Source organism: Aminobacter sp. BA135, assembly GCF_050859125.1.
Classification (GTDB): Bacteria; Pseudomonadota; Alphaproteobacteria; order Rhizobiales; family Rhizobiaceae; genus Aminobacter; species Aminobacter ciceronei.
The window spans coordinates 277,856-302,827 of the sequence record NZ_CP139574.1; the positions used below are offsets into that span (position 1 = coordinate 277,856).

The 24,972-nt window shown below is 59.7% G+C and carries 22 protein-coding genes and 3 pseudogenes; 20 read left to right on the plus strand and 5 right to left on the minus strand.

Annotated elements, in window-relative coordinates; translation table 11 throughout:
- Nucleotide 1: 1 nt before the first annotated feature.
- On the minus strand, nucleotides 2-1,234 hold the full coding sequence (locus SLT36_RS32020; protein ID WP_432289375.1) for an ABC transporter substrate-binding protein: 1,233 nt from the start codon (nucleotides 1,232-1,234) through the stop codon (nucleotides 2-4).
- Nucleotides 1,235-1,381: 147 nt separating this feature from the next.
- Here SLT36_RS32020 and SLT36_RS32025 point away from each other — a divergent pair, with 147 nt between their 5' ends.
- The 12 genes from SLT36_RS32025 to SLT36_RS32080 all read left to right on the plus strand — a co-directional run bounded on the left by SLT36_RS32025 (nucleotide 1,382) and on the right by SLT36_RS32080 (nucleotide 14,401).
- Nucleotides 1,382-2,425, plus strand: coding sequence for a LacI family DNA-binding transcriptional regulator (locus SLT36_RS32025; protein WP_432289377.1), 1,044 nt, complete (start codon nucleotides 1,382-1,384; stop codon nucleotides 2,423-2,425).
- Nucleotides 2,422-3,219 carry a metallophosphoesterase gene (locus SLT36_RS32030; protein ID WP_432289378.1) on the plus strand — a complete coding sequence of 266 codons (798 nt, stop codon included), beginning with the start codon at nucleotides 2,422-2,424 and terminating at the stop codon, nucleotides 3,217-3,219. The genes SLT36_RS32025 and SLT36_RS32030 overlap by 4 nt, the downstream gene beginning before the upstream one ends.
- Nucleotides 3,206-4,273, plus strand: a complete 1,068-nt coding sequence (locus tag SLT36_RS32035) for an ABC transporter ATP-binding protein (protein WP_432289380.1) — start codon at nucleotides 3,206-3,208, stop codon at nucleotides 4,271-4,273. Before SLT36_RS32030 ends, SLT36_RS32035 begins: the two co-directional genes overlap by 14 nt.
- Before the next feature lie 53 nt (nucleotides 4,274-4,326).
- Nucleotides 4,327-5,103 (plus strand): inositol monophosphatase family protein, encoded by a 777-nt coding sequence (locus SLT36_RS32040; protein ID WP_432289381.1) that lies wholly within the window; start codon nucleotides 4,327-4,329, stop codon nucleotides 5,101-5,103.
- A 156-nt stretch (nucleotides 5,104-5,259) separates the two neighbouring features.
- Nucleotides 5,260-5,496, plus strand: a complete 237-nt coding sequence (locus SLT36_RS32045; protein ID WP_432289383.1) for a hypothetical protein — start codon at nucleotides 5,260-5,262, stop codon at nucleotides 5,494-5,496.
- Nucleotides 5,497-6,017: 521 nt separating this feature from the next.
- Nucleotides 6,018-7,043 (plus strand): LacI family DNA-binding transcriptional regulator, encoded by a 1,026-nt coding sequence (locus tag SLT36_RS32050; RefSeq protein ID WP_432289384.1) that lies wholly within the window; start codon nucleotides 6,018-6,020, stop codon nucleotides 7,041-7,043.
- A gap of 89 nt (nucleotides 7,044-7,132) precedes the next feature.
- Nucleotides 7,133-8,443 carry a xylose isomerase gene (gene xylA, locus SLT36_RS32055; RefSeq protein WP_432289386.1) on the plus strand — a complete coding sequence of 437 codons (1,311 nt, stop codon included), beginning with the start codon at nucleotides 7,133-7,135 and terminating at the stop codon, nucleotides 8,441-8,443.
- 163 nt (nucleotides 8,444-8,606) lie between these two features.
- Complete coding sequence (locus tag SLT36_RS32060) at nucleotides 8,607-9,662, plus strand: sugar phosphate isomerase/epimerase family protein (RefSeq protein WP_432289388.1); 1,056 nt, start codon at nucleotides 8,607-8,609, stop codon at nucleotides 9,660-9,662.
- Nucleotides 9,663-9,674: 12 nt separating this feature from the next.
- Nucleotides 9,675-10,850, plus strand: a complete 1,176-nt coding sequence (locus SLT36_RS32065) for a Gfo/Idh/MocA family protein (RefSeq protein ID WP_432289390.1) — start codon at nucleotides 9,675-9,677, stop codon at nucleotides 10,848-10,850.
- On the plus strand, nucleotides 10,847-12,379 hold the full coding sequence (locus tag SLT36_RS32070; protein ID WP_432289392.1) for a sugar ABC transporter ATP-binding protein: 1,533 nt from the start codon (nucleotides 10,847-10,849) through the stop codon (nucleotides 12,377-12,379). Before SLT36_RS32065 ends, SLT36_RS32070 begins: the two co-directional genes overlap by 4 nt.
- Before the next feature lie 3 nt (nucleotides 12,380-12,382).
- Nucleotides 12,383-13,387 (plus strand): ABC transporter permease, encoded by a 1,005-nt coding sequence (locus tag SLT36_RS32075; RefSeq protein WP_432289393.1) that lies wholly within the window; start codon nucleotides 12,383-12,385, stop codon nucleotides 13,385-13,387.
- A 66-nt stretch (nucleotides 13,388-13,453) separates the two neighbouring features.
- Entirely contained in the window at nucleotides 13,454-14,401 is a 948-nt protein-coding gene (locus tag SLT36_RS32080; RefSeq protein WP_432289395.1) for a substrate-binding domain-containing protein, read from the plus strand.
- A gap of 412 nt (nucleotides 14,402-14,813) precedes the next feature.
- On the opposite strand, the gene SLT36_RS32085 is transcribed toward SLT36_RS32080, so the two are convergent.
- Complete coding sequence (locus SLT36_RS32085) at nucleotides 14,814-15,041, minus strand: hypothetical protein (protein ID WP_432289397.1); 228 nt, start codon at nucleotides 15,039-15,041, stop codon at nucleotides 14,814-14,816.
- Between the two features lie 167 nt (nucleotides 15,042-15,208).
- Nucleotides 15,209-15,555, minus strand: a pseudogene (locus tag SLT36_RS32090) (universal stress protein); the annotation flags it as partial.
- Between the two features lie 329 nt (nucleotides 15,556-15,884).
- On the opposite strand from SLT36_RS32090, the pseudogene SLT36_RS32095 reads away from it, so the two are divergent.
- From SLT36_RS32095 to SLT36_RS32125, 7 genes and pseudogenes are all read left to right on the plus strand, one after another.
- Nucleotides 15,885-16,331, plus strand: a pseudogene (locus SLT36_RS32095) (transposase); the annotation flags it as partial.
- 414 nt (nucleotides 16,332-16,745) lie between these two features.
- The gene (locus tag SLT36_RS32100; protein ID WP_184770851.1) at nucleotides 16,746-17,618 is read left to right on the plus strand and encodes a branched-chain amino acid ABC transporter permease; all 873 of its coding nucleotides are present in this window, start codon (nucleotides 16,746-16,748) and stop codon (nucleotides 17,616-17,618) included.
- A complete protein-coding gene (locus tag SLT36_RS32105; RefSeq protein WP_432289398.1) occupies nucleotides 17,615-18,646 on the plus strand; it encodes a branched-chain amino acid ABC transporter permease in 1,032 nt (343 codons plus the stop codon). Before SLT36_RS32100 ends, SLT36_RS32105 begins: the two co-directional genes overlap by 4 nt.
- A gap of 47 nt (nucleotides 18,647-18,693) precedes the next feature.
- Nucleotides 18,694-19,433: pseudogene (locus SLT36_RS32110) on the plus strand (ABC transporter ATP-binding protein).
- Nucleotides 19,426-19,611, plus strand: coding sequence for a hypothetical protein (locus SLT36_RS32115; RefSeq protein ID WP_432289400.1), 186 nt, complete (start codon nucleotides 19,426-19,428; stop codon nucleotides 19,609-19,611). The pseudogene SLT36_RS32110 and the gene SLT36_RS32115 overlap by 8 nt, the downstream one beginning before the upstream one ends.
- A gap of 4 nt (nucleotides 19,612-19,615) precedes the next feature.
- Nucleotides 19,616-20,335 carry an ABC transporter ATP-binding protein gene (locus SLT36_RS32120; RefSeq protein WP_184770857.1) on the plus strand — a complete coding sequence of 240 codons (720 nt, stop codon included), beginning with the start codon at nucleotides 19,616-19,618 and terminating at the stop codon, nucleotides 20,333-20,335.
- A gap of 781 nt (nucleotides 20,336-21,116) precedes the next feature.
- Nucleotides 21,117-22,235 carry an ABC transporter substrate-binding protein gene (locus SLT36_RS32125; protein ID WP_432289690.1) on the plus strand — a complete coding sequence of 373 codons (1,119 nt, stop codon included), beginning with the start codon at nucleotides 21,117-21,119 and terminating at the stop codon, nucleotides 22,233-22,235.
- A 63-nt stretch (nucleotides 22,236-22,298) separates the two neighbouring features.
- Here the strand turns inward: SLT36_RS32125 and SLT36_RS32130 are convergent, their stop codons facing one another.
- Nucleotides 22,299-22,784: an Lrp/AsnC family transcriptional regulator gene (locus SLT36_RS32130; RefSeq protein WP_432289401.1), complete on the minus strand. Its 486-nt coding sequence runs from the start codon at nucleotides 22,782-22,784 to the stop codon at nucleotides 22,299-22,301.
- A gap of 105 nt (nucleotides 22,785-22,889) precedes the next feature.
- Between SLT36_RS32130 and SLT36_RS32135 the strand changes: the two genes are divergently transcribed.
- The gene (locus SLT36_RS32135) at nucleotides 22,890-24,083 is read left to right on the plus strand and encodes a diaminopropionate ammonia-lyase (RefSeq protein ID WP_432289403.1); all 1,194 of its coding nucleotides are present in this window, start codon (nucleotides 22,890-22,892) and stop codon (nucleotides 24,081-24,083) included.
- 66 nt (nucleotides 24,084-24,149) lie between these two features.
- On the opposite strand, the gene SLT36_RS32140 is transcribed toward SLT36_RS32135, so the two are convergent.
- Nucleotides 24,150-24,914, minus strand: a complete 765-nt coding sequence (locus SLT36_RS32140) for a GntR family transcriptional regulator (protein ID WP_184770865.1) — start codon at nucleotides 24,912-24,914, stop codon at nucleotides 24,150-24,152.
- Nucleotides 24,915-24,972 lie beyond the last annotated feature (58 nt).

Sequence of the window (24,972 nt, forward strand, 5' to 3'; positions counted from 1 at the left end):
GTTAGTTGGCGATGGCGTCAGCGATGCGCTGGTTGGCCTCGGCGAGGGCATCGGCGGGCTTCATCTCGCCAATCAGGGCAAGCTGCAGATAATCTCCGATGATCGCTTCGATCTTTGCCCATTTCTCGGTCCGCGGCCGCGGCTTTGCGATCTGCAAGGCCGCGTACTGGCCCGGATACCACCGATAGGCGGCGAGGATTTCCGGATCCGCGTAGACGCTTGCGCGCGTCGGCGGATTACCCGTCTCGAGGGCGAGGCGCTTCTGCATCGGCGCGGACGTCAGGAAGTCGATGAAATCGCGCGCGCGTTCCCTGTTGGCGGAGGTTTCCGGAACGGCCACCAGCCATGATCCCAGCATCGGTGTGGAACCCGCGTTCTGGCCGGGCGCCGGCATGACTTCCACCTGACCGGGCACCTTGGAAGTCTTCGGGTCGTCCATCGAGGGAACCCAGGCAGGCCAGACCTCGATGGAAATCGCGGTGCTGCCCTGCTGGAGCGCATCGCGCACCTCCGTCGCGTCATAGGTCTCGACGCCCTTCGGTGCGTATTTGGCAAGTTCGAGGAACATGCCAAGGGCGGCATTTGCGTTCTCGCTGTCCAGGACTGCCTGCCCATCGCTGTTGATGACATCTCCACCATAGGCCCAGAGAATAGGAAGGAAGCCGGTAACGATCGGGTTGGCCTTCTTGCCCCGGAACACCAGGCCGGAGGGACCCTGGCCGCTTTCCGAGATTTTCTTTGCGGCCGCCAGCACATCGGTCCACTTCTGTGGCGCCGCCAGGCCATACTGGGCGAGTATATCCTTGTTGTATGCGAACATTTCGACATTGCCGACGAAGGGAACCGCAAAGTAGGCGCCGGTACCGACGGGGTGGCGGGCGACATTGCGCGTGGCGGCTACGAAGTCGTCGTCCACACCGCCCCCCAGGGTATCCAGATTGGCAAGCCAGCCTTTCGACATGAATTCAGGCGCCCAGGGATCGTCGAGCATGATGACGTCGTAAGCCGACGATTTCTCACGCATGGCGATGGTGACCTTTTCGAGCAGGCCGGAGCCGTTCAATTCAAGCTGCTCGAACTCTACGTCGGGATGCTCCTCCCGATACGCCGCTGCCGCGATCTTGAGCGCCTGGCCATAGGCGCCGTCACGGCCCGCGATCACCAGCTTGTCCGCCCACGATGTCGATGCAGGCAGCATCAATACGAGCGCAAGCCCGCTAAGTATGTTTTTCATGCGAGGGTCCTCCCTGACACCACACTAGATTGAAAACGCTTTCAATATGATCGGACATTAATTGCGTATATGGAAGAGTCAAGGCAAATTCTTGCTACAATTTGGTCTCATAGCGTATAAACAGGCAACACGCGCCACAAACTGGATTTGAAAGCGCTTGCAATTTTTGTTTTGCCGTCTTATGTCGATCTCATGAAGCGCACCACAATCAAAGATGTTGCCCGCGAAGCCGGCGTGTCGATTTCAGCTGTATCGAGGGCGTTCTCCAATGGCAGCCTGGCGAAAGAAAAGCGTGACAGCATTCTGGGGGTCGCCGAGCGCCTGGGCTATCGCCCTTCGCTGGTCGCGCGTGGACTTGCCAGCCAGCGATCGCAGACCGTCACCCTCGTGACCGGGCGCATGTGGGACATTTTCGACGCCCTGTTTCTCGAGCAATTGGCGGAAGGGCTGGCCGATATGGGGCACAAACTTGTCGTGGCGCCCGCAAGCAAGCAGAAGCATAACAGCGGTGGCGTCTATCAGGCGCTCGACGATCAGTCGGACGCGGTGATCATCGCGGCCGGCACGATGCCTGTCGAGGCGACACAGGCCTTGGTGCGGGGAGGGGTACCGGTCATCCTCGCCGGACGCTTCGTCGATGAGGAAGGCATTGATTGCGTCAGCGCAGACAATGCGGATGGAGGCCGGCAGGTCGCCGAGCTCCTTCTTAGGACAGGTTGCCAGCGTCCCTGCTATTTCGGTTTCGACGCCCCAAGCCCGGCGGATCAGGAGCGTGGCGACGCCTTCTGTTCGACCAGCGGTGCCGCGGGCCTCCTGGCCGGATGGGTCAAGGTTGCCACGCGCACGGACAATGACGTCTTCGAAGCCGCCGCCGCGATGCTTGGCTCCCCCCAGCCACCCGACGCCGTGTTCTGCGCTACGGATCGCCTGGCGTTCGGCGTCATCGAAGCGGCCAAGGCTTTGGGGATCGCCATTCCCGACGCCCTGTCCGTGGTCGGCTTCAACAACGTTCCCGCCGCCGAGCGCAGGACCTACAGGCTGACGACGGTGAACTATCCGGTCAGCCGCGTGGTTGGCGAAGTGCTTGGCGTGCTGAAGGCTCGTCTGGATGACCCGGATCTGCCGCCGATCCGCACACGCATCCCCGTGCAGTTGACGGTCAGGGACACCACCCGGCGGCTTTTTTCATGAAAATCGTTCTTTTCAGCGATGCCCACCTGATGCCTGGGCGGATGGCCTGCGGTCGCGATCCCTTTGCTCAGCTGTCTTCGGCGCTGGCCGACGTGGCGGCCAAACACGCCAATGCTGCTGCTCTGTTCGTCCTTGGCGATCTCACCCACGATGGTGGGGCCCATGAGTACGGCGCGTTGGCTGCGGCGGTGAAAGGCTTTCCCGTCCCGGTTCATTTCCTGATGGGCAACCATGACAGCCGTGTGGCCTACCGAGAGGTCTTTGGCGGCCAGGGATATGTCCAGGGTACTGTCGAATTGGACGGCATTCCCTTTCACCTGCTCGATACGCTCGAAGAAGGGCAGGTCATGGGCAGCCTCGGCAATGGGCGTCTCGACGATCTTGAAAGGTCCCTTGTCCGGTCGCGTGCCCCTGGATTCGTCCTCATGCACCATCCCCCGATCAGCATCGGCGTGCCGGCCTTCGATCTGGAAGGCCTATCCAATCGCGTTGACCTGCACAGCTGCATCGCTCGGCACAGTTCGAAGATCCGTGCTGTGTTTTTCGGTCATTGTCACATGCCGGTTGCCGCAAGCGTGGCCGGGGTCCCGGCATTCTGTATTCCGTCCCTGGTCAGCCCTTCGATGCCGGTGTTTGACCAGCCGGTGTATCGAAGTAACCCAATCGGCACGGTTGGCTATTCCGTCCTGTTGGTCGATGGGCCCGACTTCGTGATCCACAACATCAATCTGGAGCCCCAACCCGCAGCAGGTCGGGCGTATTCGCAGCAGGAGGCAGCTCATGTCGTATGTTGAATTGCGGAATCTCGAAAAGGCCTTCGGCAGCGCCAAGACAATCCACGGGATATCCGCCGAGGTGAAGCAGGGCGAATTCGTCGTGATCCTCGGGCCGTCGGGCTGCGGCAAATCAACGACGTTGCGTATGATCGCAGGTCTGGAAGAGGCGACGGGTGGCGAGATCCACATTGCAGGGCGCCGGGTCGATCACCTGCCGCCAAAGGACCGAGGCTGCGCTATGGTGTTCCAGAATTACGCGCTGTACCCGCACCTGACGGTTCGCGGTAATATCGAGTACGGCTTGCGCGTGGCGCGCATGCCAGCGTCCCAGCGTGCCGTGAAAGTCAGGGAAGTTGCAACGCTGCTGGAATTGGACCAATTGCTCGACCGCAAGCCCGGCCAACTCTCGGGAGGGCAAAGGCAGCGTGTCGCTATCGCCAGGGCAATCGCGCGCGAGCCCAACGTATTCCTGTTTGACGAGCCCTTGTCCAATCTTGACGCCAAGCTGCGCACCACGATGCGCACGGAACTGCGCAAGCTGCACGACCGGCTGGGCGCGACGAGCATTTTCGTGACCCACGATCAGGTCGAGGCCATGACGCTGGCAGACAAGATCATCGTGATGAACAAGGGAACCATCGCGCAGATCGGCAGTCCGTCCGAAATCTATCACACCCCTGCAGACCTGTTTGTCGCCGGGTTCGTCGGAACACCGCCCATGAACATAATCCAAGGGCGGGTATCGGGTTCCGGGAGCATTGCGCTGGAGAATGGCTGGTCTCTGCAAAGGCCGCGTTCCGTTACCGGATTGGCGGACAACCAACCCGTGACGGTCGGAATACGTGCCGAAAACCTCGTCGTTTCGGATGCCGGGCTGGACGCTACGATCGACTTCGTCGAGGACATCGGCGCGCAGAAGCTCTTGCATTGCGTCGCCGGTGCCAACCCCGTCATCGCCCTGGACCTCTCTAGGAGAACTTTCAGGCGGGGTGACAACATCAAGCTCAAGGTGCGCGACGACGACATCTCCCTGTTTTCCAATGAAGAGCAGCGGATAAGCGCCGCACTCTGAAACTGCGCGCCCAGGCGGGCTGTCGATCAACCTGGAGACGGATGTTTAGACCGATGACCACTAATCTACGCTACTATGCCGCCCTCGGCATCGCGCATGAGGCCGCTGATCTGGCCCTTGGATATTTCCAGAATCGCGACAAGCTCGATGTGTCGATTAAGGGTGCGCAGGACTGGCTGACGGTCGCCGACGGCGCGGTGGAAGCGTTGATCCGGGCGAGGCTTGGAGAGCTGTTTCCGGAGGATTCTATCCTCGGCGAGGAGATGGGTGGGGCGTATTCCGATTGCCTTTGGCTGATCGATCCGATCGACGGCACGGCCAATTTTGCCCATGGCGACCCGAACTGGTGTGTTTCCATTGCGTTTCTGTCTCGTGGGGAGCCGGAGATCGGGATCATCCTGGCGCCGGCGCTCGATCAGACATTTACCGCCCGGAGCGGCGAAGGCGCTTTTCTCAACGGGTCGGCCATCCGGGTCTCGGCCCAGTCGGATATTTCCAAGGCGGCCATCGAATGCGGGTGGTCGGCCCGGGTCCCTGCCGGGCGCTATCTGTCCCTGATCGAACGCGGGATATCGGCAGGCGCTTCTATCAAGCGCATGGGCTCGGGTGCACTGGGCATCTGCCGTGTCGCGACCGCCACCTCCGACGGCTTCATCGAATTGCACATTAACTGCTGGGACGTCGGCGCGGCCATCCTGATTGCACGAGAGGCGGGCGCTGCCTGCAACGACTACTTCAGCGGCAACGCCATCAACGACGGAAATCCCGTTCTTTGTTGCGTCCCACCCTTGGCTTCAGCCTTGGGCGAGGTGGCGGGTATCGACATTTGAGCCATGGCGACGGCGTTGAAAAGTGCAGGATGTGTTTTGTGAGTTCTTCGCATGCACTGCCGCGGATTTGAGTCGCATTGATCCATTTCGGTAGCCATTGTTTGAAGCGATATTGCCTGAATTTTTGCCTTCCATTCAAAACCTCGTCGAACCTTCATGATAGACCTTCTAAGCAACAAAGTTGATTTGCCGTCGGACAGCTCACCGTCCATGGTGCGCCGTGCCGGCAGTGGCATTGCAGACACGATGACGACGGTCTTCGGTGTTGTCTGGGCGTTGCTCTTCGCGCTGTTCCCACTGTTTACCCGCGACCGTATGCGCATCGGCGACCTGCTCGCTGGCACCTGGGTCATCGAGGCGCCGAAGCCGGAAGTCAGTAGCGAAAGAGGATGACTTCCAACGACCGCTCAGCTGGACGTCTACGGGATCGCCGAGCTCCGCAAGTCGGAGGAAATCCATCGCGGCGCCAACGAGGCTGCACAGCGCGCCGTTGCAATGGCGATCATGGACAAGACTGGTTTTCGGCATCGTGACATCAGTGTGAAGCGCTTCTCACGGCCTATAATAGCCAATTGAGAGCGCAAGCTGCTTCTCGGCAGCGCCAGATCGACAAATACGACGCCTAGGATTCCGCGTCGTCCCGTCATGTAAAGCGGCTGCTCCTGAGGTCGAAAACCAGACGCTTTTGCACCCGCATGAAATGCGCCCTCTGCTCGAACCTGCTGCGCGGGAGGATCGCTTCGTTCTGAGATGGTGCCGCAGGTTTTGACCTTGAGCAGTTAAACGCTGCGATCTGGCTACGCCCTTGTTTGCGTCGGTTCAGCGAAACTGGTCGGCAGCTACGCGATCTGATGACGTTGACGCACATGCCACAGCAAATGTACTGATGTACGTACCACAGGATTGAAACCTCAATGCGTCCCACTGTCCATGACGTCGCCCGCGCAGCCGACGTCAGTCTCTCAACGGTCGATCGCGTCATCAATGGCCGCGACGGCGTTCGGGCCTCGACCATGCAGCGCGTAGAAGCAGCGATCCGACAACTTGGCTTCGTTCGCAACCAGGCGGCGGCCAATCTGGCCAAGGGCCGCGTCTATCGCCTTGTCTTCATCATACCCGAAGGGGCAAACAGCTTCATGCGCAGGCTCGAGAGCGAAGCGAGGGAAGCTGGCCACCAGATGGCGCCTGACGGGATCGAACTTTGCGTCGTCACGGCGCCCGCCTTTGACGGGCAGGCACTGGCCGACATCCTCAACGGGCTGGACCCCAACGATATTGGCGGCGTGGCGTTGGTCGCAACCGAAGCGCCGCCGGTGCGTCAGGCATTGGCGCGGCTGCATAGCGCGAATGTTCCCGTTGTCACCCTTGTCTCCGATGCGCCGTCCTTTCAGCGCCATCGCTATGTAGGCATCGATAATGTCGCGGCGGGACGCACTGCGGCGAGCCTGCTCGGGCGTTTCCTGCGAGGCGTGAACGGCAAGATCGCGCTGGTCGCCGGCTCCATGCTGGTGCGCGACCATGTTGAACGCCGCATGGGTTTCGATCAGGTCATTCGCACCGAGTATCCCAATCTGGAAGCGCTGCCGGTGGTCGAGGGTCGGGACGACCGAGCGTCGACACGGCGCATCGTGGAGGAGTGCCTGGATCGCGACCCGGACATTGTCGGCCTTTACAATATCGGCGCGGGCAATCTCGGTCTGATCGAAGCCCTGTCCGAACGGCCAACCGAAAGGCGCCCGATGGTCGTGGCGCATGAACTGAGCGTCCATACGCGAGCCGCATTGGAAAGCGGCTTGTTCCACGCCATCATCAATCAGGATGCCGGCCATGAGATCCGCAGCGCCATTCGCACGCTCCGTTCATTGACCGATCAGCGGACCCTCATTGAGGGGCAGGAGCATATTCGTATCGAGGTGTACCTGCGCGACAATCTACCCTGATCGACGGATTCTTGGCCGCGCCCTCTGGTGCGCTCGGTCATTCCTGATATACGTACGTCAGAAATTGCAGTAATGGGACCGAACAGGACATGACCACCGGATTTTTTGGTGACATCAAGCCGATCCAGTACGAGGGGCCGGACTCGGCAAGTCCCTTGGCCTACCGCTTCTATAACAAGGACGAACTGGTACTCGGTCAGCGCATGGAGGACCACCTGCGCTTTGCCGTTGCCTACTGGCACTCCTTCGCCTGGGAAGGCGGCGACCCCTTCGGCGGCCAAACGTTTGACCGGCCCTGGTTTGGCCCCACCATGGAACACGCCAAACTGAAGGCCGACGCCGCTTTCGAAATGTTCTCGTTGCTCGGCACGCCCTATTATTGCTTCCATGACGCTGATGTGCGCCCCGAAGGCGACAGCTTCACCGAAAGCAAGGACCGGCTCGACGAGATCGTCGACATCTTTGCAGAGAAGCAGGCCCAGAGCGGCGTGAAGCTGCTCTGGGGCACTGCCAATATGTTTTCCAACCGGCGCTGGATGGGGGGCGCTGCGACGAACCCCGATCCTGACGTCTTTGCTTATGCGGCTGCCACTGTTAAGGCCTGCATGGATGCCACCATGAAGCTTGGCGGCGAAAACTATGTTCTCTGGGGCGGACGCGAAGGTTACGAGACGCTGCTCAACACTGACCTTAAGCAGGAGCGCTTGCAGGCCGGCCGCTTCCTCTCGATGGTCGTAAACTATAAGAAGAAGATCGGCTTCAAGGGAACCATCCTGATCGAGCCGAAGCCGCAGGAACCGACCAAGCACCAATACGACTATGACGTCGCGACGGTTTATGGTTTCCTGAAGGACTTCGGACTGGAAAACGAGGTTAAGGTCAATATCGAACAAGGCCACGCAATCCTCGCCGGCCACTCGTTCGAGCACGAACTGGCGTTGGCCGGCTCACTTGGCATCCTCGGCTCGATCGACATGAACCGCAACGACTACCAGTCCGGCTGGGACACCGATCAGTTCCCCAACAACGTGCCGGAAATGGCGCTGGCGTATTATTACATACTCCAGGCCGGCGGCCTGAAGACTGGCGGCACCAATTTCGACGCCAAGATCCGCCGTCAATCGCTCGATCCGCAGGATCTGCTGATCGCCCATATCGGCGGCATGGACGCCTGCGCCCGCGGCCTCAAGGCTGCGGCGCGTATGATCGAGGACAAGGCTCTGTCTGGCCCTCTGGCCGAACGCTATGCCGGCTGGAAGACCGCCGAGGGTGAGGCCATGCTGTCGGGCAAGCGCACGCTTGAGGAAGTGGCCGAGCGCGTTGTCAAGGAGAAGATTCAACCGCAGCCGAAGTCCGGCCGACAGGAACTGCTCGAAAACACGGTCAACCGCTACGTTTAGGGTGCGATGGACGATGTACTCGCGCGTACGGCCGCTCGCGGCAGGGAAGGTGAAAGTGGGTCGCGGGCTGTAGGATAACATCAATTCCGCTCGCACAGTGAACTGGACATCCTGTCCAATCCTGAGCGACGTTTCGGCGCAAGCGCGCCACGGGAGGAAGTTCATGAAGACGATCAAGGGGCCCGCCATTTTCCTGGCGCAGTTCGCTGGCGACGCAGCGCCGTTCAACTCGTTCGATTCAATCTGCAAGTGGGCGTCTGACCTTGGTTACAAGGGCGTCCAGATTCCGACCTGGGATGCGCGGCTGATCGATCTGAACAAAGCCTCAGACTCCAAGGGTTATTGCGACGAGATCAAAGGCGTCGCCGCTTCACATGGCCTGGAAGTGACAGAGCTCTCTACCCACCTGCAAGGTCAACTGGTTGCCGTTCATCCTGCCTATGACGCGGCGTTTGACGGTTTTGCCGCCCCAGAGGTGCGCGGCAATCCGAGGGCGCGTCAGGAATGGGCGGTTGACCAGGTCAAGCGCGCACTGCGCGCCTCAAGGCACATGGGGATCAAGGCCCACGCCACTTTTTCGGGCGCGCTCGCCTGGCCGTATGTCTATCCCTGGCCGCAGCGTCCGGCCGGTTTGGTCGAGGCCGCGTTCGATGAGTTGGCCAAGCGCTGGACCCCGCTGCTCGACTATGCCGACGAGAATGGCGTTGACGTCTGCTACGAAATCCACCCCGGCGAAGACCTGCACGATGGCGTCTCCTTTGAGATGTTCCTCGAACGCGTCAACAACCACGCCCGCGCCAACCTGCTCTATGACCCCTCGCATTTCGTGCTGCAGCAGCTCGACTATCTCGACTACATCGACATCTACCACGACCGTATTCGGATGTTTCACGTCAAGGACGCCGAGTTCAATCCGACGGGTCGGCAGGGCATTTATGGCGGCTTCCAGAGCTGGGTCAATCGCGCCGGCCGGTTCCGTTCGCTGGGCGACGGCCAAGTCGATTTCGGTTCGATCTTTTCCAAGCTGACCGCCAATGATTTCGACGGCTGGGCGGTGCTGGAATGGGAATGCGCGTTGAAGCACCCGGAGGATGGCGCGCGTGAAGGTGCCGAATTCATCAAGGCGCATATCATCCGCGTCACCGAACACGCTTTTGACGATTTCGCCAATGCCGGCACCGACGACGCCGCAAATCGCAAGATGCTCGGCCTGAGCTGAGGGGAACGCGACATGGCTATTGAAGCAAGCAAGAACGAAGCTGGCGGCGGTCGCGTTCGCCTGGGCATGGTTGGTGGCGGACAGGGCGCTTTTATCGGCGCTATCCACCGCATGGCCGCCCGGCTCGATGATCAGTATGAACTGGTCGCCGGCGCGCTGTCGTCCAGCGTCGAAAAGGCGAAGGCCTCGGCTGCCGATCTCGGCCTTCCCGCCGACCGATCCTACGGTTCGTTTGAAGAAATGGCCAAAGCGGAGGCTGCCCGCCCTGATGGCATAGAGGCCGTATCCATCGTGACGCCGAACCACATGCACGCGCCTGCTGCCAAAGCCTTCCTTGAGGCCGGTGTCCACGTGATCTGCGACAAGCCGGTAACCACCACGGTCAAGGAGGCCGAAGAGCTCGCCGCGCTGGTGAAGAAGTCGGGCAAGCTGTTTGTATTGACACACAATTACACCGGCTATCCGATGATACGGCAGGCACGCGAAATGGTCGGCAATGGCGATCTTGGCGAAATCCGCGTCGTGCAGGCTGAATACCCGCAGGACTGGTTGACCGAGCCTGCGGAGCGCTTAGGCTCCAAGCAGGCCGAATGGCGCACCGACCCCACGCGCTCCGGGGCTGGTGGTGCGATCGGGGATATCGGCACCCACGCCTATAACCTGGCAGCCTTCGTCACCGGGCTGAGGACCGAACAGGTGCTAGCCCAACTGACCTCCTTCGTCGAGGGGCGCGCTCTCGACGACGATGTGCAAATCCTGCTTCGCTACCATGGAGGCGCGCGCGGTATGCTGTGGGCAAGCCAGGTGGCTGTCGGCAACGAAAACGGGCTGAAATTGCGAGTCTACGGTACAAAGGGCGGCCTGGAATGGACGCAGGCCGACCCGAACTATCTCTGGTTCACGCCATACGGCAAGCCGAAGCAGTTGTTCACCCGTGCCGGATCCGGCGCGGGCCCTGCTGCGACCCGCGTCACGCGCATTCCGAGCGGCCACCCCGAAGGCTATCTCGAAGGTTTCGCCACCATCTATGCTGAAGCAGCCCGCGCCATCCGCGCAGCGCGCGACGGCAATAAGCCCGACGCCGATGTGATTTACCCGACCGTTGACGACGGCATTGACGGCATGAAGTTCATCGAAGCCGCTGTCGCCTCATCGAAAGCCGGCAGCGTGTGGACAAAGATCGGATGACCATGTCCGTCGTCCCTCAGTCACAGGACCACAAGGGCTTCATGGCTGGACATGGGCTGGCCAAAACATTTGGCGGTGTTGAGGTACTGAAGGACATCTCACTGGATATCCGCTCCGGTGAAGTGCACGCCATCATCGGCGAGAACGGCGCAGGCAAATCCACCCTGCTGAAGATCCTCGCGGGCCATCTGGCGCCGACGCGCGGATCACTCACGATTGACGGCGAGACCGTCGCCTTCAGCGGACCGGTGGACGCCGAGCGTCGTGGTATCGTGCTGGTGCATCAGGAAATCCTGCTCGCGCCGGACCTGACGGTGGCGCAGAATATTTATCTTGGTCGTGAGATCAAAAAGGGCTTCAGCGTCGATGACAAGGCCATGAATGCGGGTGCGGCAAAGGCCGTGCGCAACCTTGGCGCCAATATCGATCCTAAAACCGTCGTCGGCCGCCTTTCGATCGCCCAGCGCCAATTGGTGCAGATTGCCCGCGCGCTTTTGGTGCCGCACCGTCTGGTTATTTTCGATGAGCCGACCGCGTCGCTGACGCCGATTGAAACCAATGCGCTGCTCAAGGTGATTTCAGATATCCGCCAATCGGGAGCGGCGGTCCTCTACATTTCCCACCGCCTGCCGGAAGTGAAGACGTTAGCCGACCGTGTCACCGTGCTGCGCGACGGCAAATTGGTCACCACTCGTGAGGCAGCCGGCCTCGAACCGCTCGACATGGCGCAGTTGATGGTGGGCCGCGATGTGTCCAAGCTCTATCCAGATCACGTTGCGCCCGAGGGCGAGGACTATGTCCTTGAAGTCGAGAACATGGATGTGCCCGGTTATGCCCGTAACGCCTCGTTCAAACTGAGGCGCGGTGAGATCCTCGGCTTTGCCGGCCTTGTCGGCGCCGGGCGTACCGAATTGATGGAGGGCATCGTTGGCCTGCGTCCCGCGAAGGGTTCGGTCCGTCTGAACGGAAGGCCGGTTTCCTTCGCCAATGCCAAGCAAAGCATGAAGGCGGGCATCGTCTATCTTTCCGAAGATCGCAAGGGCAAGGGCTTGCTGCTGCAAGAGGCCCTCGGCGTGAACCTGACGCTGGCCGGCCTGAAGAAATTCGTGCGCGGGGTGATGCTTGACCGCAAGGCGGAGCGTGCCGCACTCGATCAGGCGATCGCCGAATTCGACATTCGCACCCGCAACAAGGACCTGCTGGCCGGCCAGCTTTCCGGCGGCAACCAGCAGAAACTGCTCATCGCCAAGATGATGCTGCTGAAGCCCAACATAGTCATCATCGACGAGCCGACGCGCGGTATCGACATCGGCACCAAAGAGCAGATCTACATGTTCATCGCCGACCTCGCCCGGCAGGGCAAGTCGGTTATCGTGGTCTCTTCCGAAATGCCAGAACTGATCGGCGTCTCTGACCGCATCGTTGTGATGCGCGAGGGCGTGATCGCCGATGAGGTGAGCGGCAAACACATGAACGAGCGAGAGATCGTCGTGCTTGCGACGGGCGTAAAACCTTCTGAGGCGGCTTGAGACATGACTGACACGACGACGACCACTCCACAAAGGCGCAACCTCTGGCGGGATGTGGACCTGCGCGCCGTCGCGCCTTTCATCGCGCTGGCACTGCTTCTTGTGCTGGGCTCGTTTGCCCACGACAACTTCCTGACGGCCAACAACCTGCTGAACGTGATGACGCGCTCGGCCTATGTCGCGATCATTGCGATTGGCGCGACCTTTGTCATCACAGCCGGCGGGCTCGATCTGTCCGTCGGCGCAATGACCGCCTTCATCGCCTCGCTCGCTATCATGTTCATGAATTCGGACGGCATCACCAATCCGTTGACGATGGTTCTGGCTGCCGCGGCGTTGATGCTGGCAATCGGCATGGCCTGTGGGCTGACCAATGGGTTGGTCATAACCTTGGGCAAGATCGAGCCTTTCATCGCTACGCTTGGCATGATGGGCATTTATCGCGGCCTGACCACCTGGCTTTCACAAGGTGGCGCGATCACGCTGCGCAATCCGGATATGCAGGCGGTCTATCGCCCGGTTTATTTCGGCAATCTTTTCGGCATTCCCTACCCCGTCCTTGCAATCTTCACAACGGCGGCGATTGCGGCATTCATTCTGTACCGCACCTCGTTTGGCCGCCATGTGATCGCGGTCGGCTCCAATGAGGACGTCGCGCGCTATTCGGGCATCTCGGTTGCGCGCGTGCGCACCATGACCTACCTGATCCAGGGGTTATGCGTGGCGGGGGCCTGCCTGATCTATATTCCACGCCTTTCTTCCACCACGGCCACGACAGGCACTATGTGGGAACTGAACGCGATCACGGCCGTCGTGGTCGGTGGCACCGCCTTGCGTGGAGGCGTAGGTCGCGTCTGGGGAACCGTAGCCGGCGCCTTCATCCTGGAAATCATCGGCAACATCATGCTGCTGACGACATATGTCAGCGAGTATCTGCTCGGCGCGATCCAGGGAGCAATCGTCATTGTCGCGATGTTGGTGCAGCGTTCGCTGACGCGAAAATCGTGATGTAAATCGGGGCTGCGGGTCGCCCGGTCGGTACAAGACAGGCCTGCATTTTTGGGAGAGAGATGAATGCGTAAAATTCTACTGGGACTGGCGGCCGTTGCGCTCGCCGCGACCATGGGCACAGCCCTGGCGCAAGACAAAAAGACCATCGGCGTCTCGATCCCCGCCGCGGACCATGGTTGGACCGCTGGTGTGGTCTTTCATGCCGAACGAGTCGCTAAGAAGCTGATGGAAGAATATCCGAACCTGAACGTCGTCGTGAAGACTTCGCCCGACCCGGCGTCGCAGGCCAATGCCGTGCAAGACCTCGAAACGCAGGGCATCGACGCGCTCGTCATCCTGCCGACCGATCCCGATCCGCTCGTCAGCGCTATCAAGGAAGTAAAGGCCAAGGGCAAGTTCGTTGCGCTCGTCGACCGTGCGCCCTCTACCAATGACGATTCGGTCCGCGACCTCTATGTTGCCGGCAACAATCCGGCGCTGGGCGAAGTCGCCGGCAAATACATTGCCGCCACCACGCCCAACGCGGAGGTCGTCATTGTGCGCGGCTTGCCGATCCCGATCGACCAGCAGCGCCAGGATGGTTTTGACAAGGGCATCGCCGGCTCGGCCGTCAAGGTTCTCGACCGCCAGTTCGGCAACTGGAACCGCGACGACGCCTTCAAGGTCATGCAGGACTATCTGACCAAATATCCGAAGATCGACGTGGTCTGGGCGCAGGATGACGACATGGTGGTCGGCATCCTCGAAGCCATCGAGCAGGCCAAGCGCACCGACATCCAGTACGTCGTCGGCGGCGCCGGCTCGAAGGACATGATCAAGAAAGTCATGGACGGCGACAAGATGGTCCCGGTCGACGTTCTCTATCCGCCGGCAATGGTTGGCACCGCGATGGAATTGACGGCAGCACAGCTGTTCGATCAGGTTCCGGTGCACGGCACCTACATCCTCGACGCCACCCTGGTGACCAAGGACAACGCCGCCAACTACCACTTCCCGGATTCGCCGTTCTGATCGACGGCTTAGGGATACGAAACTGTGCGACGGGGAGGCTAAGCCTCCCCGTCTGGTTTTTCCCACGACTTAGTCTGGCAGTCTGGAGTTGAGGCCCAACCATCATGCATGTTGACGTTATGCGGCGGTGGCGGCCGCTGGATCACCTGTCAACAAGGCGGCCCGACGCATGCGCTTCCTAGGTGTCGAAGCTATGAAGGTTGTTCATTCGGGGAGCTCCACTGAATGTTGGTTGGCTTCGCAACCCAGCTTCTCAGTCCACCCTCGAATGAACAACCTTCATAGCTTCGACAGCTAGAGCACCGCAAATTGACAGGAACGAAGGTCTGAAACCTTGCTCCAGATCAAAAAACGGCTAGGATCATGAACGAATAGCGTCCGCTCGCCCCGAGCGATTGCCTCCATCGGCCCATCAACGCAATGCCTTGTCTGGAAAACTGGGATCACCTCCAAGCCACCCGCTTGGCAAATGTTCAGGTCGAGCCATCTTGAGGCCGACGTTCGGTGCCTCTTGCAGGTCTTCCACATAGATCGCGCTCTTTTCGAATCCTCCGAAATGATTGATGCGGATAACACCACCTCGCTTGCTGATTACAACGCTGACGGCACGAAGACACTCCTGCACTTCTCGATACTTCATTCCACCCCTTGCGACACAACGATTATCCTGCGGAGAATGAACCTTAAGAACAGGCCTAGAGTCCCGGGCGTGACTTGGCTTCGATTTGAAATCACGTGTCTGCGATGATGACCTTGATCTATGTCAACGTTGGGGAAGCTGAGAGCGAGTCCGGACTAGCTGCCCATTCAGTGTGCCATCAATACAGGCATCGACAGGTCATTGAGCATCGACTTGGTAACGCCGCCGAACAACTTTTCGCGCAGGCGCGAATGGCCGTAGGCACCCATCACGACGAGGTCTGCCGACAAGTCCGCGGTATGTCGCTTCAGCACCTCAGCAACGCTCTGGCCCGAACTTGAAGCCGCTCGACCATGACTTTCGCGCCATGACGAGCGAGGTAGGTCGCGACGTCGGCGCCGGGTTCGGCACCTTGGTGGCTTTCTCCTTCAACAGGATCGACAAGAACCAGGCGCACATCATCAGCCGCCGTCAGCATGTGGATTGCCTCACGAACCGCGCGGGAGGCTGCCACGCCGGCGCATGTCGAGCCGGCCTATGACGGTATGACGATCGAAATGCCTTATCCGTCAGCGGGATAAGCAAACTGCTTGACGCGTCTGAATGGACATAGCAGGCGGCCACTGACGCGCGCCAATCGACGGCGGATGCGGACACGCCGATCTGTCAGCCAACTTGCCGAGACGACTAGGAAAAACAGAAACCCTGCTAATCAGCGCTTCTGTAAGGCATGTTTGTTCCATAATTCCTGTTATGCAGCAATTGCTGCAGCACGGGTGGGTTCTACCTTGAAGTGCGACTTTGCAGCGATACCAATGGGTTATCGCACGCAAGGAACCGCAGATGAGACGCACCTACTCTCAGATCGATTTGGATGAGCGCCGCAAGATTGAGCGCTGGCGTCGAGCCGGCGCCAGCGTAGAGGCGATCGCCGAAAAGCTCGGTCGCCATCGCTCGACGATTTTTCGGGAATTGCGCCGCAACAGATTCGAGGACGCAGAGATGCCGGATCTGACCGGCTACTTCTGTGTCGCGGCACATGGCCAGGCCCAGGAACGTCGCAGCCGATATCGCAAGCTTGTTCGACATCCGCAGCTCCAGGCCGCAATCATCGAGCGGATCAAACATGGTTGGTCGCCGGAGCAGATAGCCGGCCGGCTGGCTTACGAGCGCAGCAGCGTCCGCGTCTGCCACGAGACGATCTACCGCTTTGCCTATTCCATTGACGGCCGCGACATGAAGCTCTGGCGCCACCTGCCGGAAGCGCGTGCCAGGCGCCGGCCGCGCTATACAGGTCAACTGGCAATGCCAGTTCCGCATTCGATCGACAGCGTTGACAGGGTCGCCCCGCCAGCGAACCATTTCGCGTCGTCCGAGCCTGGAAAGCCCAGTCAAACACAATGGCGCGTAGCAGCCAAAAAGGCCTTGCGGTTATTCTAAGATACGGTTATTCTAATGATAGTAAGAATTGCCTTTGGCCGGGTTGCCCTGCCTTGAGGGCGGGCAGCGCCGTTGTCAGGGAGGAACTGGCCTGATGGGACTCCGGACCTCCGCCGACCGATAAAAGGTCCGCGGAAGCCAACCAATCGAGGCGACGGTTGCGTCTCGTGACGTCGTCGTCTCTGGCTGTCTCCCTAAGGAAATGCGGCGTGGTTGCCTAGGCGATCAGAATCGCAACAGCATAAAAAGAGGTGAGGAGTCGTCTTGGATCAGTTCTTACAACACTTAGCCAACGCCCTAATCATGGGCGGGACCTACGCACTGCTTGGGATAGGTCTCACGCTTATCTTCGGCATCATGCGTATTGTAAATTTCACACATGGTGAGCTTTACGCTTTCGGCGCATATATGATGTACTTCTTTGCCGTCGTGCTGGGGCTAAACTTCTACATGGCGATCGCCTTCGCGATCTGCGCCGGCATGGTTCTTGGCGCCGCGATCGAATATCTACTGCTCCGATCCAAGCGCGGTGCCGATATCGACACCACCATGCTGATCATGATCGGCGCCTGGATCGTGCTTCAGAACACCGAAATCCTGATATGGGGCAGCGTTGCCAAGTCCATCAACTCGCCTTTCCCGATTGAGCCCCTGACTCTGGGCCCAGTATCGCTTTCCAGCGTCCGCGTCTTTGTTCTCTTCGTCGCGCTGGCTTTGATCGCAGCCACCTACGTGCTGATCAATCGCACGAAGCTTGGCAAGGCGATGCGAGCAACATTCCAGGATAGCTCGACCGCGGCGCTGATGGGCATCAACACAAGCGCAATCTACACCATCACCTTCGGGCTAGGCTCGGCTCTCGCCGCGGCCGCCGGGGCGCTCCTCGGCCCTGTTTTCGTGGTTGCGCCGGCGATGGGCGACCTGGCTTCATTGAAGGCATTCGCCATCGTCATTCTTGGCGGCCTGGGAAACATTACCGGCGCGGCATTTGGCGGCTTCATTCTGGCGTTCGCCGAGGAAATGGGAGCCAGCTACATCTCGTCCGGTTACCGCGACGCCATGGGCTTCCTCATCATCATCATCGTCCTGCTGTTTAGGCCCACGGGCCTGTTCGCCAGATCGGAGCGCGTCGGATGAGCCGTATTTTTACCCTATTGGTGCTGGCGTTCTTCCTCAGCGTTCCGCTCTGGTTGACCGACCAATATTACCTCCACACGCTCGTCGTATGCGGCATCTTCATGCTCGCGGCCATGAGTCTCAATCTGCTGCTCGGCTATACGGGCCAGCTAAGCCTAGGGCACGTCGCTTTTTTCGGAATTGGCGCCTATGTCAGCGCGCTGACGTCGCTTGGCTTCAGCGTTTCAATCTTCGGCTATCAAATCACCCTTGAGCCTTGGCCTCCAGTCATCGGCGTCGTCTTGGGCGGCGCGGTAGCGGGGCTCTGTGGCTATCTGATCGGCAAGCTCGCATTCCGCGTGCGCGGCGCCTATTTCGTCATCGTCACCGTCAGCTTTGCCGAAGTCATCCGGCTGATCGCACTCAATTGGATCGAACTGACAAATGGCCCCTTGGCATTGCCCGGCATCCCGCCGCTGACCCTTGGCTTCGAGCCGATCGGCTACGCCACGCTGTGGAGCAAGGGGGCGAACTACTACGTCGTGTTGACCTTTATCGTCATCACTTACATCATCATCAAGCGGCTGATCGACTCTCCCTACGGCAGGGCGATGATCGCACTGCGCGAGAACGAGATTCTGGCGACCTCCGTCGGCATAAGCGTCACGCGCTACCTGGTGCTTGCAGCCGTCTTTGCCGGCACGATTGCCGGCGTCTCCGGGACACTTTACGCGCACTACATCCAGATTATCGACCCGATGATCTTCATGTTCCTCAACACTGTGACCATGGTGATCATGGTCATCACCGGCGGCAAGGGAACGCTTGCCGGGCCGGTTGTCGGGGGCCTTATTTTCGGAATTGCTCCGGTCATTTTGCGCAACTACGTCGGCCCGGAGGTTCAATGGATCCTCTACGGCGCGTTGATGATCCTGATCGTCTTCGTCCTGCCTGAAGGGATTGTCCCGGCGATCGAGCGCTGGTTCAGCCGAGCAACCGCTAAAAGTGCCAAGCTTGCAATGGAGCCCGGCAAAGGAGCACGTTCGTGACCTCAGCGCAGGATACCAAGGCCATCTTGAGTGTCGAAAACGTGGCGATGCATTTCGGTGGATTGATCGCGATCTCCGACATGAATTTCCATGTCAATGAGGGTGAGTTGGTCAGCCTCATCGGCCCCAATGGGGCGGCAAAACCACTGCATTCAACATCATCACCGGGTTTCAAAGACCGACCAAGGGACGGGTTTCGTTTCGAGGCACGTCGCTTGCCGGGCTCAAACCGCACCAGGTGACGTCACTTGGGCTGGTACGCACCTTTCAGCGCACCAATCTGTTCGACAAGATTTCCGTCTTCGACAATGTGCTTATCGGTCTGCACCGGAAGACGTCTGCTCGATTGCTGGGCACGCTGTTGTCACTGCCGCGGGAACGTAAGGCCGAGGCAGAGCTGCGTGATCAGGCGTGGGAAATCCTGCGCCTCGTTGGCATCGAGCACCAGGCAAAGGAGCAGGCTTCGGGTTTGCCGTATGGCGATCAGCGACTGCTCGGCGTTGCGCTCGCCCTCGCAGCGCAGCCTTCAGCCCTGCTTCTCGATGAACCCGTTTCGGGCATGAACGCCACAGAGACAGGGCGCTTCATCGAACTGATCAACAAGCTCCGCAGTCGCGGCACGACGATCCTGCTCGTGGAGCACGACATGCCAATGGTGATGCGCATTTCCGACCGGATCGTGGTCCTGAACTACGGGCGCATCATCGCGAACGGAACCCCCAAGGAAATCCAGAATGATCCGGAAGTGATCCAGGCATATCTCGGTCAAGGGGTGAAGCATGCTTGAGATCAAGAAGCTTATCTGCCGCTTTAGGAAAACCGTATCCTTCGGCAACCCGTCCCTCAAGGATTTCGCGAACGCGATGGTGGTGCTGATCGGGGCAAATCCGACCGGGTCGTGGTCTGAACCCAAGGAAGCAGTAATTCGCATCCGGGCCTCGTTGCATACCCCGGTCAAGGAGTGAACACATGCTCGAGATAAAGAACCTTGTATGTCGGTATGGTAAGGTAACTGCGCTGAAAGGCGTTTCGCTGAAGGTTCCGGCAAACTCGCTCGTGGTCCTTGTCGGCGCGAACGGTGCCGGCAAGAGCACCACCTTGAGAGCAATCTCGGGTTTGGTGCCGGCCGCCAGCGGCAGTATCCTGTTCAACGGCGAGGAGATCACAGGTCGAACCGCAAGCCGTATTCTGTCCCTGGGCATTGCCCATTGCCCGGAAGGACGGCGCGTCTTCGGCCAGATGACCGTGCTCGAGAATCTTGAGGTCGGGTGCTATCTGCGCAAGGACACCGCTCTCATCCGGCAGGACATTGACCACATCTTTGGCCTCTTCCCACGACTGGCCGAGCGGCGCAAACAGATCGCTGGAACCCTCTCGGGCGGCGAACAACAGATGCTTGCGATCGGCCGTGCGATGATGTCGCGGCCCAAATTGATCATGTTCGACGAGCCTTCGCTCGGTCTCGCCCCAAACATCGTTTCTCAGACCTTTGACATCATCAAAGGGATCCGCGATGCCGGGACGACAGTTCTGATGGTCGAACAAAACGCCTTCGCCGCTCTCGATATGTGTAACCATGCCTATCTGCTCGAAGCGGGCTCCATGGTCCTCGAGGGGCCTGGCGAAAAGCTGATCAATGATCCGCATGTCCGCGAGGCATATCTGGGAGCAGGACTGGCTCACGCATAGCTTGTGCGTTCCCAAGGCTGCAGTAGCGGATGAACGGTTGATCGAGGGGCGCCATAGAAAGCGCCCCTCGGTCGCATTGTTCCGATAAACACAAGGATGCGAGTTTGCTCGCCCTCGCCTAAGCGTCGTTGCCGTCGGCTGGCTCCCGCGCGCAGCAACTGCGAGCGGACCCATGGGGCGGCCATTGCGCTGGCAACAGCACGGGCGCGCACGTCGCCGGGCAAGGCCAAGACCTCGCCATAAGGACCACCAGCGCTGGCAGTGTTCGTCGAGCGGACGTTCGCCGCGTTTCCACGCAGCCAGCCGGGAGTTTGTCCTCCTCCGCCCGGACCGCGACAGTCTTCGATCGTCGGCGGCGCGGAAGACGCGGATCGCGATCTCCGAGCGGTTGGCGACGAGGATCTTCTTGATCGAAACCTGCATGACACCCGCACCGGAAAACGCGTGCCAGTTGGAGCGTGATATCCAGGTGAATGTGGGCTGAACCGGCAATGCCTGCCCACGAGGCTTTTGGCGACCGCCGGTAGGCCGCGCCAGGATGCTGGTCAACTAACGCGAAAAGCGCTTGCGCTATCTTACTAATAATGGGATGATAGTACCACTGCTTGCTCGCACTCGGGAGGAGCGCAAGTTCGTCTGCCTGTTTCCAATCCTTGCAGTGATGCGCCGCCACGAAAGAGGCAGCGTTGTCGTGAGAGCGCGCAAAGTGCAGTCAAATAAGGGGAGAATTCGCATGAGTAGGCTCATTAACATCGTGAGTAAAGTCAGCGTCGCGCTGGTAATGGCGGGTGTGGCGTATGGAACTGCGGCTGCTGAAGACACCATCAAAATTGGTGTCAACGAACCGCTGACCGGCGCCTTTGCCGCCTCCGGCACCTACATCGTCAACGGCGCCAAGCTCGCAGCTGAACAGATCAATGCTTCCGGTGGTATCCTCGGCAAACAGATCGAGCTTGTCATCGAAGACAACAAGAGCAATCCGACCGAGGCGGCAGCCGTCGCGGAAAAGCTGATCACCAGCGACAAGGTTCCCATCATGATGGGTGCCTGGGGTTCGAGCCTCACGCTTGCGGTGATGCCCAAGCTCATGCAGTACCAGGTGCCGATGCTGGTCGAAACGTCGTCGTCGAGCAAGATCACCAAACAGGGCAATCCCTATATCTTCCGCATCTCCCCGCCATCCTGGGTGGAGGCGAAGATCTTCCAGCCGCTGCTTCCTTCGCTCGGGATCAAGAAGGTCGACTTCCTTGGCATCAACAACGACTGGGGCCGGGGCACGATCACGGACTTCACGGGGATGTTCAAAGAAAACGGCGTCGAGGTCGGCCTTGCTGAAACCATGGACCAGGGCGCCGAGGACATGGGTGCCCAGCTGTCGAAGATCAAAGCGTCCGACTCCGACACGATCATTGTCACGACGGGCGTCGAGCAGCTGACGCTGGTGCTGAAGCAGGTTGCAGCCCTCGGCATCACCAAGAAGATCATCACCACCGGCGGGTCGCAGAACCCTGACCAGCTGATCCAGCAGGCCGGCGCCGCCGCCAACAACACCATGCATATGGTCTTCTTTGCGCCTTGGGATGCAGCCAAGACGCCGCATCCGGACCAGTCGAAGGTCTTCATCGACGCCTGGGCAAAGGCTGGCCATAATGCGGCCGGCATGACCGAGAGCTATCGTGGTTACGATGGGATTTTCGTCATCAAGACCGCAATCGAGAAGGCTGGAAAAGCAGAGCCCGAGGCAATCCGCGAGGCATTTTGGGGTGTGGATGTGCCTACCCTCAACGGCAATGTCACCTTCACCAAGGACGGACCAGAGGGCAAGGAAAGCGGACAGTACCTCGCCAAGGGCACGCTGATCACCATCACGGACGGCAAGGTGGTCCTGCCGTCTTCCTGACAAACGACGACACCGAAAACTGGGTTTCAAGGCCCGGCGGGAAACCGCCGGGCCTTTCATGTTTCATGCATTGTGAAGCGGGATGGCGAGACCTGCCTTCAGCCTCTCCATGACGACGAGTGTGCGGAACTTCTTGACGTTGTGGTTCTCGAAGAACAATCGGCGCGTCAGGGCATCGTATTCGCGCATCGACGGCACCGTGACGATGAGAACAAAATCCGCGTCGCCCGTGACGTAATAGCACTGCTGGACATCCGGATCTGCCTGAAAACTCCGCTTGGCGGCATCCAGCAGATCCAGCCGTTCACTTTCGATGCGGACCTCGACGATGACTGTAATCGGCCTGCCCATCTTTGTGGGATCCAGCGTCGAGTAATTGCCGACGATGACGCCAGCTTCGCGCATGCGCTGGATCCTGCGATTGACCGCTGCTGCGGAAAGATGGACCCGCTCCCCGATGATCCGCTGGGATGTCGAATTGTCCTGCTGGAGGATGTCGAGTATCGCGAGGTCGAAGCTATCGAGGCTTCCAGCATCAATGCCGCGCATATCACCCCCAAACTTGCAAAGATGTTGCGTGCGATGTGGCTAAATCGCGCAAATTTTGAGGGCCGCGCGGACTATTCTTCAGTGAATTCGCCAAAGGATAATCCCATGCTGCTGATGAATACGCATGCCGACCTCAACCGGCCGCTCGATCGGTCCGATGCCGAAATGCTCGGGATTGAGGCGGCCCGGACCGTGGAACGGTTCCTGACCTTTCGGCCCAACCACACCCCTACTCCGCTCCGCGCGCTGACGCAGATGGCGAGCGAGGTCGGGGTTGCGGCAATCCATGTGAAAGATGAATCGCAGCGTTTGGGACTCGGCAGCTTCAAGGCGCTCGGTGGATCTTATGCCGTGATCCGGCTCGTGCTCGAGCAAGCGAGCCGTGAGCTCGGAAGAGAGGTCGATGTCAGCGAGCTGCAAACGCCGGCCGTCAGGCAGATAGCTGAGCGCATCACGGTCGGCTGCGCGACTGACGGCAACCATGGAAAGTCGGTCGCTGCGGGAGCTACGCTGGTCGGAGCCAGGGCTGCGATCTTCGTTCATTCGGGTGTGACGGACGAGCGTGTCGCGGCCATCGCACAATTCGGAGCCGAGATGATCCGCGTCAGGGGCACCTATGATGACTCCGTCGCAGAAGCCGAGCGTGTCTGCCAAGAGCATGGATGGATCGTCGTGTCCGATACGTCGTGGCCGGGTTACGAACGCATTCCGGGGTTGGTCATGCAGGGGTACACGGCCATGCTGCAGGAAGCTTTGCAGGAACTCCCGGCCGCGCCGACCCACGTCTTCATGCAAGCAGGTGTTGGCGGCCTGGCTGCAGCGGTTGCCGGCCACTTTGATATTGTTTATGGCGCCAAACGTCCGACGTTCATCGTGGTCGAGCCGGACCGTGCCGCATGTCTCTACGAGAGCGGGGTTGCCGGTCGGCCCGTCAAGATCGAGCACGGGGAGCCCACCATCATGGCCATGCTCGAATGTTATGAGCCATCGCTTGTGGCTTGGCGTATCCTCAGCCGCAAAGCCGACGCGTTCATGACGGTCAGCGAGGAGAATGCCGCCGACACTATGCGCCAGCTGGCAAATCCACAGGGCGGAGATCCCGCAATCGTGGCGGGCGAGAGCGGTGGCGCTGGACTGGCTGGTTTGTTGCAGGCGCTCGCGTCCAACGAGGCCCGGGCGAAACTCGGGCTTGATGCTTCCTCGCGTGTATTTGTCATCAACACCGAAGGGGCGACCGACCGGGCGCGATATGAAGCGATCGTTGGCCGCTCGCCGGCTGAAGTCCTTGGGTCGCGTTAAGCGGCAGTGACGAAACCGATCGATGCCGCTTGTATTGAGGATATCAGCGAGCGGCATCGACAATGGTCATTTCGCCGTCCGTTGGCGGCGCTTGCTGTGGTCCAGCAGTTCGACCCGCAAAGCAAAGCAATCCTTGTGATAATGGATGCTTGCCACGTAGATGGCGACGCCATTGTCATCGATCAGGATAAGCCGGGAGTCGGCAGTGGGTTCTCCAAGACCGATCTCGAGCAAATTCGCTGTCTCGGGATCTGCAACGCCGATCGTGAATGTCTGGGGCGCCTGAGAAATCGTGACGTCGGGCATTTCCAGGATCTGCGGCAATGCCGCAGAGTGGGTGAAGCGCTTGCGATCCTTGTCGAAGATATGCTTCGCCAAATGCAGATTGACGACTGAGAAGGGTTCGCCGTTGTTGTACTGCACGCTTCTGAGGAAGGTATACCCCTCCGCGGGCGTTCCTTCTCCGGCCTTCAGTTCGGGAGCGGCAGCGCCTTCCTCGATGTGAACACGCTTGAGCACATTGTCTTTGAGGTTGGCGATCATTGCATCAAGATCGGTCGCCAGATTCAACCAACGGTTCTTCTTGAGCTTAAGCGAAACAAAGGTGCCGCGGCCTTGCTGGGCATCCAGCAGACCCTCCTGTCGCAACAGGTCGATGGCTTGCCTGATCGTGACGCGCGCTACGGAGAACTCGACCTCCAACTCCTCGAGCGTGGATATCTTGTCGCCAGGCAGCCAGACGCCGCGGTCGATGCGCTGCCGCATGACCGAGGCGACCTGAATGTAGAGCGGCGTAGGGCTGCGATCGTAGATTTTGGATGTGATGTTCATGAGCCTAATATACGGTAAATAGAACCATTTATCCAGCCCCGGTGCGATCAAACTTGGT

Bases quoted from the DNA above. Each gene is read 5' to 3' on its own strand.
- SLT36_RS32020 (WP_432289375.1), bottom strand. From the start codon at position 1,234: ATGAAAAACATACTTAGCGGGCTTGCGCTCGTATTGATGCTGCCTGCA.
- SLT36_RS32030 (WP_432289378.1), top strand. From the start codon at position 2,422: ATGAAAATCGTTCTTTTCAGCGATGCCCACCTGATGCCTGGGCGGATG.
- SLT36_RS32035 (WP_432289380.1), top strand. From the start codon at position 3,206: ATGTCGTATGTTGAATTGCGGAATCTCGAAAAGGCCTTCGGCAGCGCC.
- SLT36_RS32040 (WP_432289381.1), top strand. From the start codon at position 4,327: ATGACCACTAATCTACGCTACTATGCCGCCCTCGGCATCGCGCATGAG.
- SLT36_RS32045 (WP_432289383.1), top strand. From the start codon at position 5,260: ATGATAGACCTTCTAAGCAACAAAGTTGATTTGCCGTCGGACAGCTCA.
- SLT36_RS32050 (WP_432289384.1), top strand. From the start codon at position 6,018: ATGCGTCCCACTGTCCATGACGTCGCCCGCGCAGCCGACGTCAGTCTC.
- xylA (WP_432289386.1), top strand. From the start codon at position 7,133: ATGACCACCGGATTTTTTGGTGACATCAAGCCGATCCAGTACGAGGGG.
- SLT36_RS32060 (WP_432289388.1), top strand. From the start codon at position 8,607: ATGAAGACGATCAAGGGGCCCGCCATTTTCCTGGCGCAGTTCGCTGGC.
- SLT36_RS32065 (WP_432289390.1), top strand. From the start codon at position 9,675: ATGGCTATTGAAGCAAGCAAGAACGAAGCTGGCGGCGGTCGCGTTCGC.
- SLT36_RS32070 (WP_432289392.1), top strand. From the start codon at position 10,847: ATGACCATGTCCGTCGTCCCTCAGTCACAGGACCACAAGGGCTTCATG.
- SLT36_RS32075 (WP_432289393.1), top strand. From the start codon at position 12,383: ATGACTGACACGACGACGACCACTCCACAAAGGCGCAACCTCTGGCGG.
- SLT36_RS32080 (WP_432289395.1), top strand. From the start codon at position 13,454: ATGCGTAAAATTCTACTGGGACTGGCGGCCGTTGCGCTCGCCGCGACC.
- SLT36_RS32085 (WP_432289397.1), bottom strand. From the start codon at position 15,041: ATGAAGTATCGAGAAGTGCAGGAGTGTCTTCGTGCCGTCAGCGTTGTA.
- SLT36_RS32105 (WP_432289398.1), top strand. From the start codon at position 17,615: ATGAGCCGTATTTTTACCCTATTGGTGCTGGCGTTCTTCCTCAGCGTT.
- SLT36_RS32115 (WP_432289400.1), top strand. From the start codon at position 19,426: ATGCTTGAGATCAAGAAGCTTATCTGCCGCTTTAGGAAAACCGTATCC.
- SLT36_RS32120 (WP_184770857.1), top strand. From the start codon at position 19,616: ATGCTCGAGATAAAGAACCTTGTATGTCGGTATGGTAAGGTAACTGCG.
- SLT36_RS32125 (WP_432289690.1), top strand. From the start codon at position 21,117: ATGGCGGGTGTGGCGTATGGAACTGCGGCTGCTGAAGACACCATCAAA.
- SLT36_RS32130 (WP_432289401.1), bottom strand. From the start codon at position 22,784: ATGCGCGGCATTGATGCTGGAAGCCTCGATAGCTTCGACCTCGCGATA.
- SLT36_RS32135 (WP_432289403.1), top strand. From the start codon at position 22,890: ATGCTGCTGATGAATACGCATGCCGACCTCAACCGGCCGCTCGATCGG.
- SLT36_RS32140 (WP_184770865.1), bottom strand. From the start codon at position 24,914: ATGAACATCACATCCAAAATCTACGATCGCAGCCCTACGCCGCTCTAC.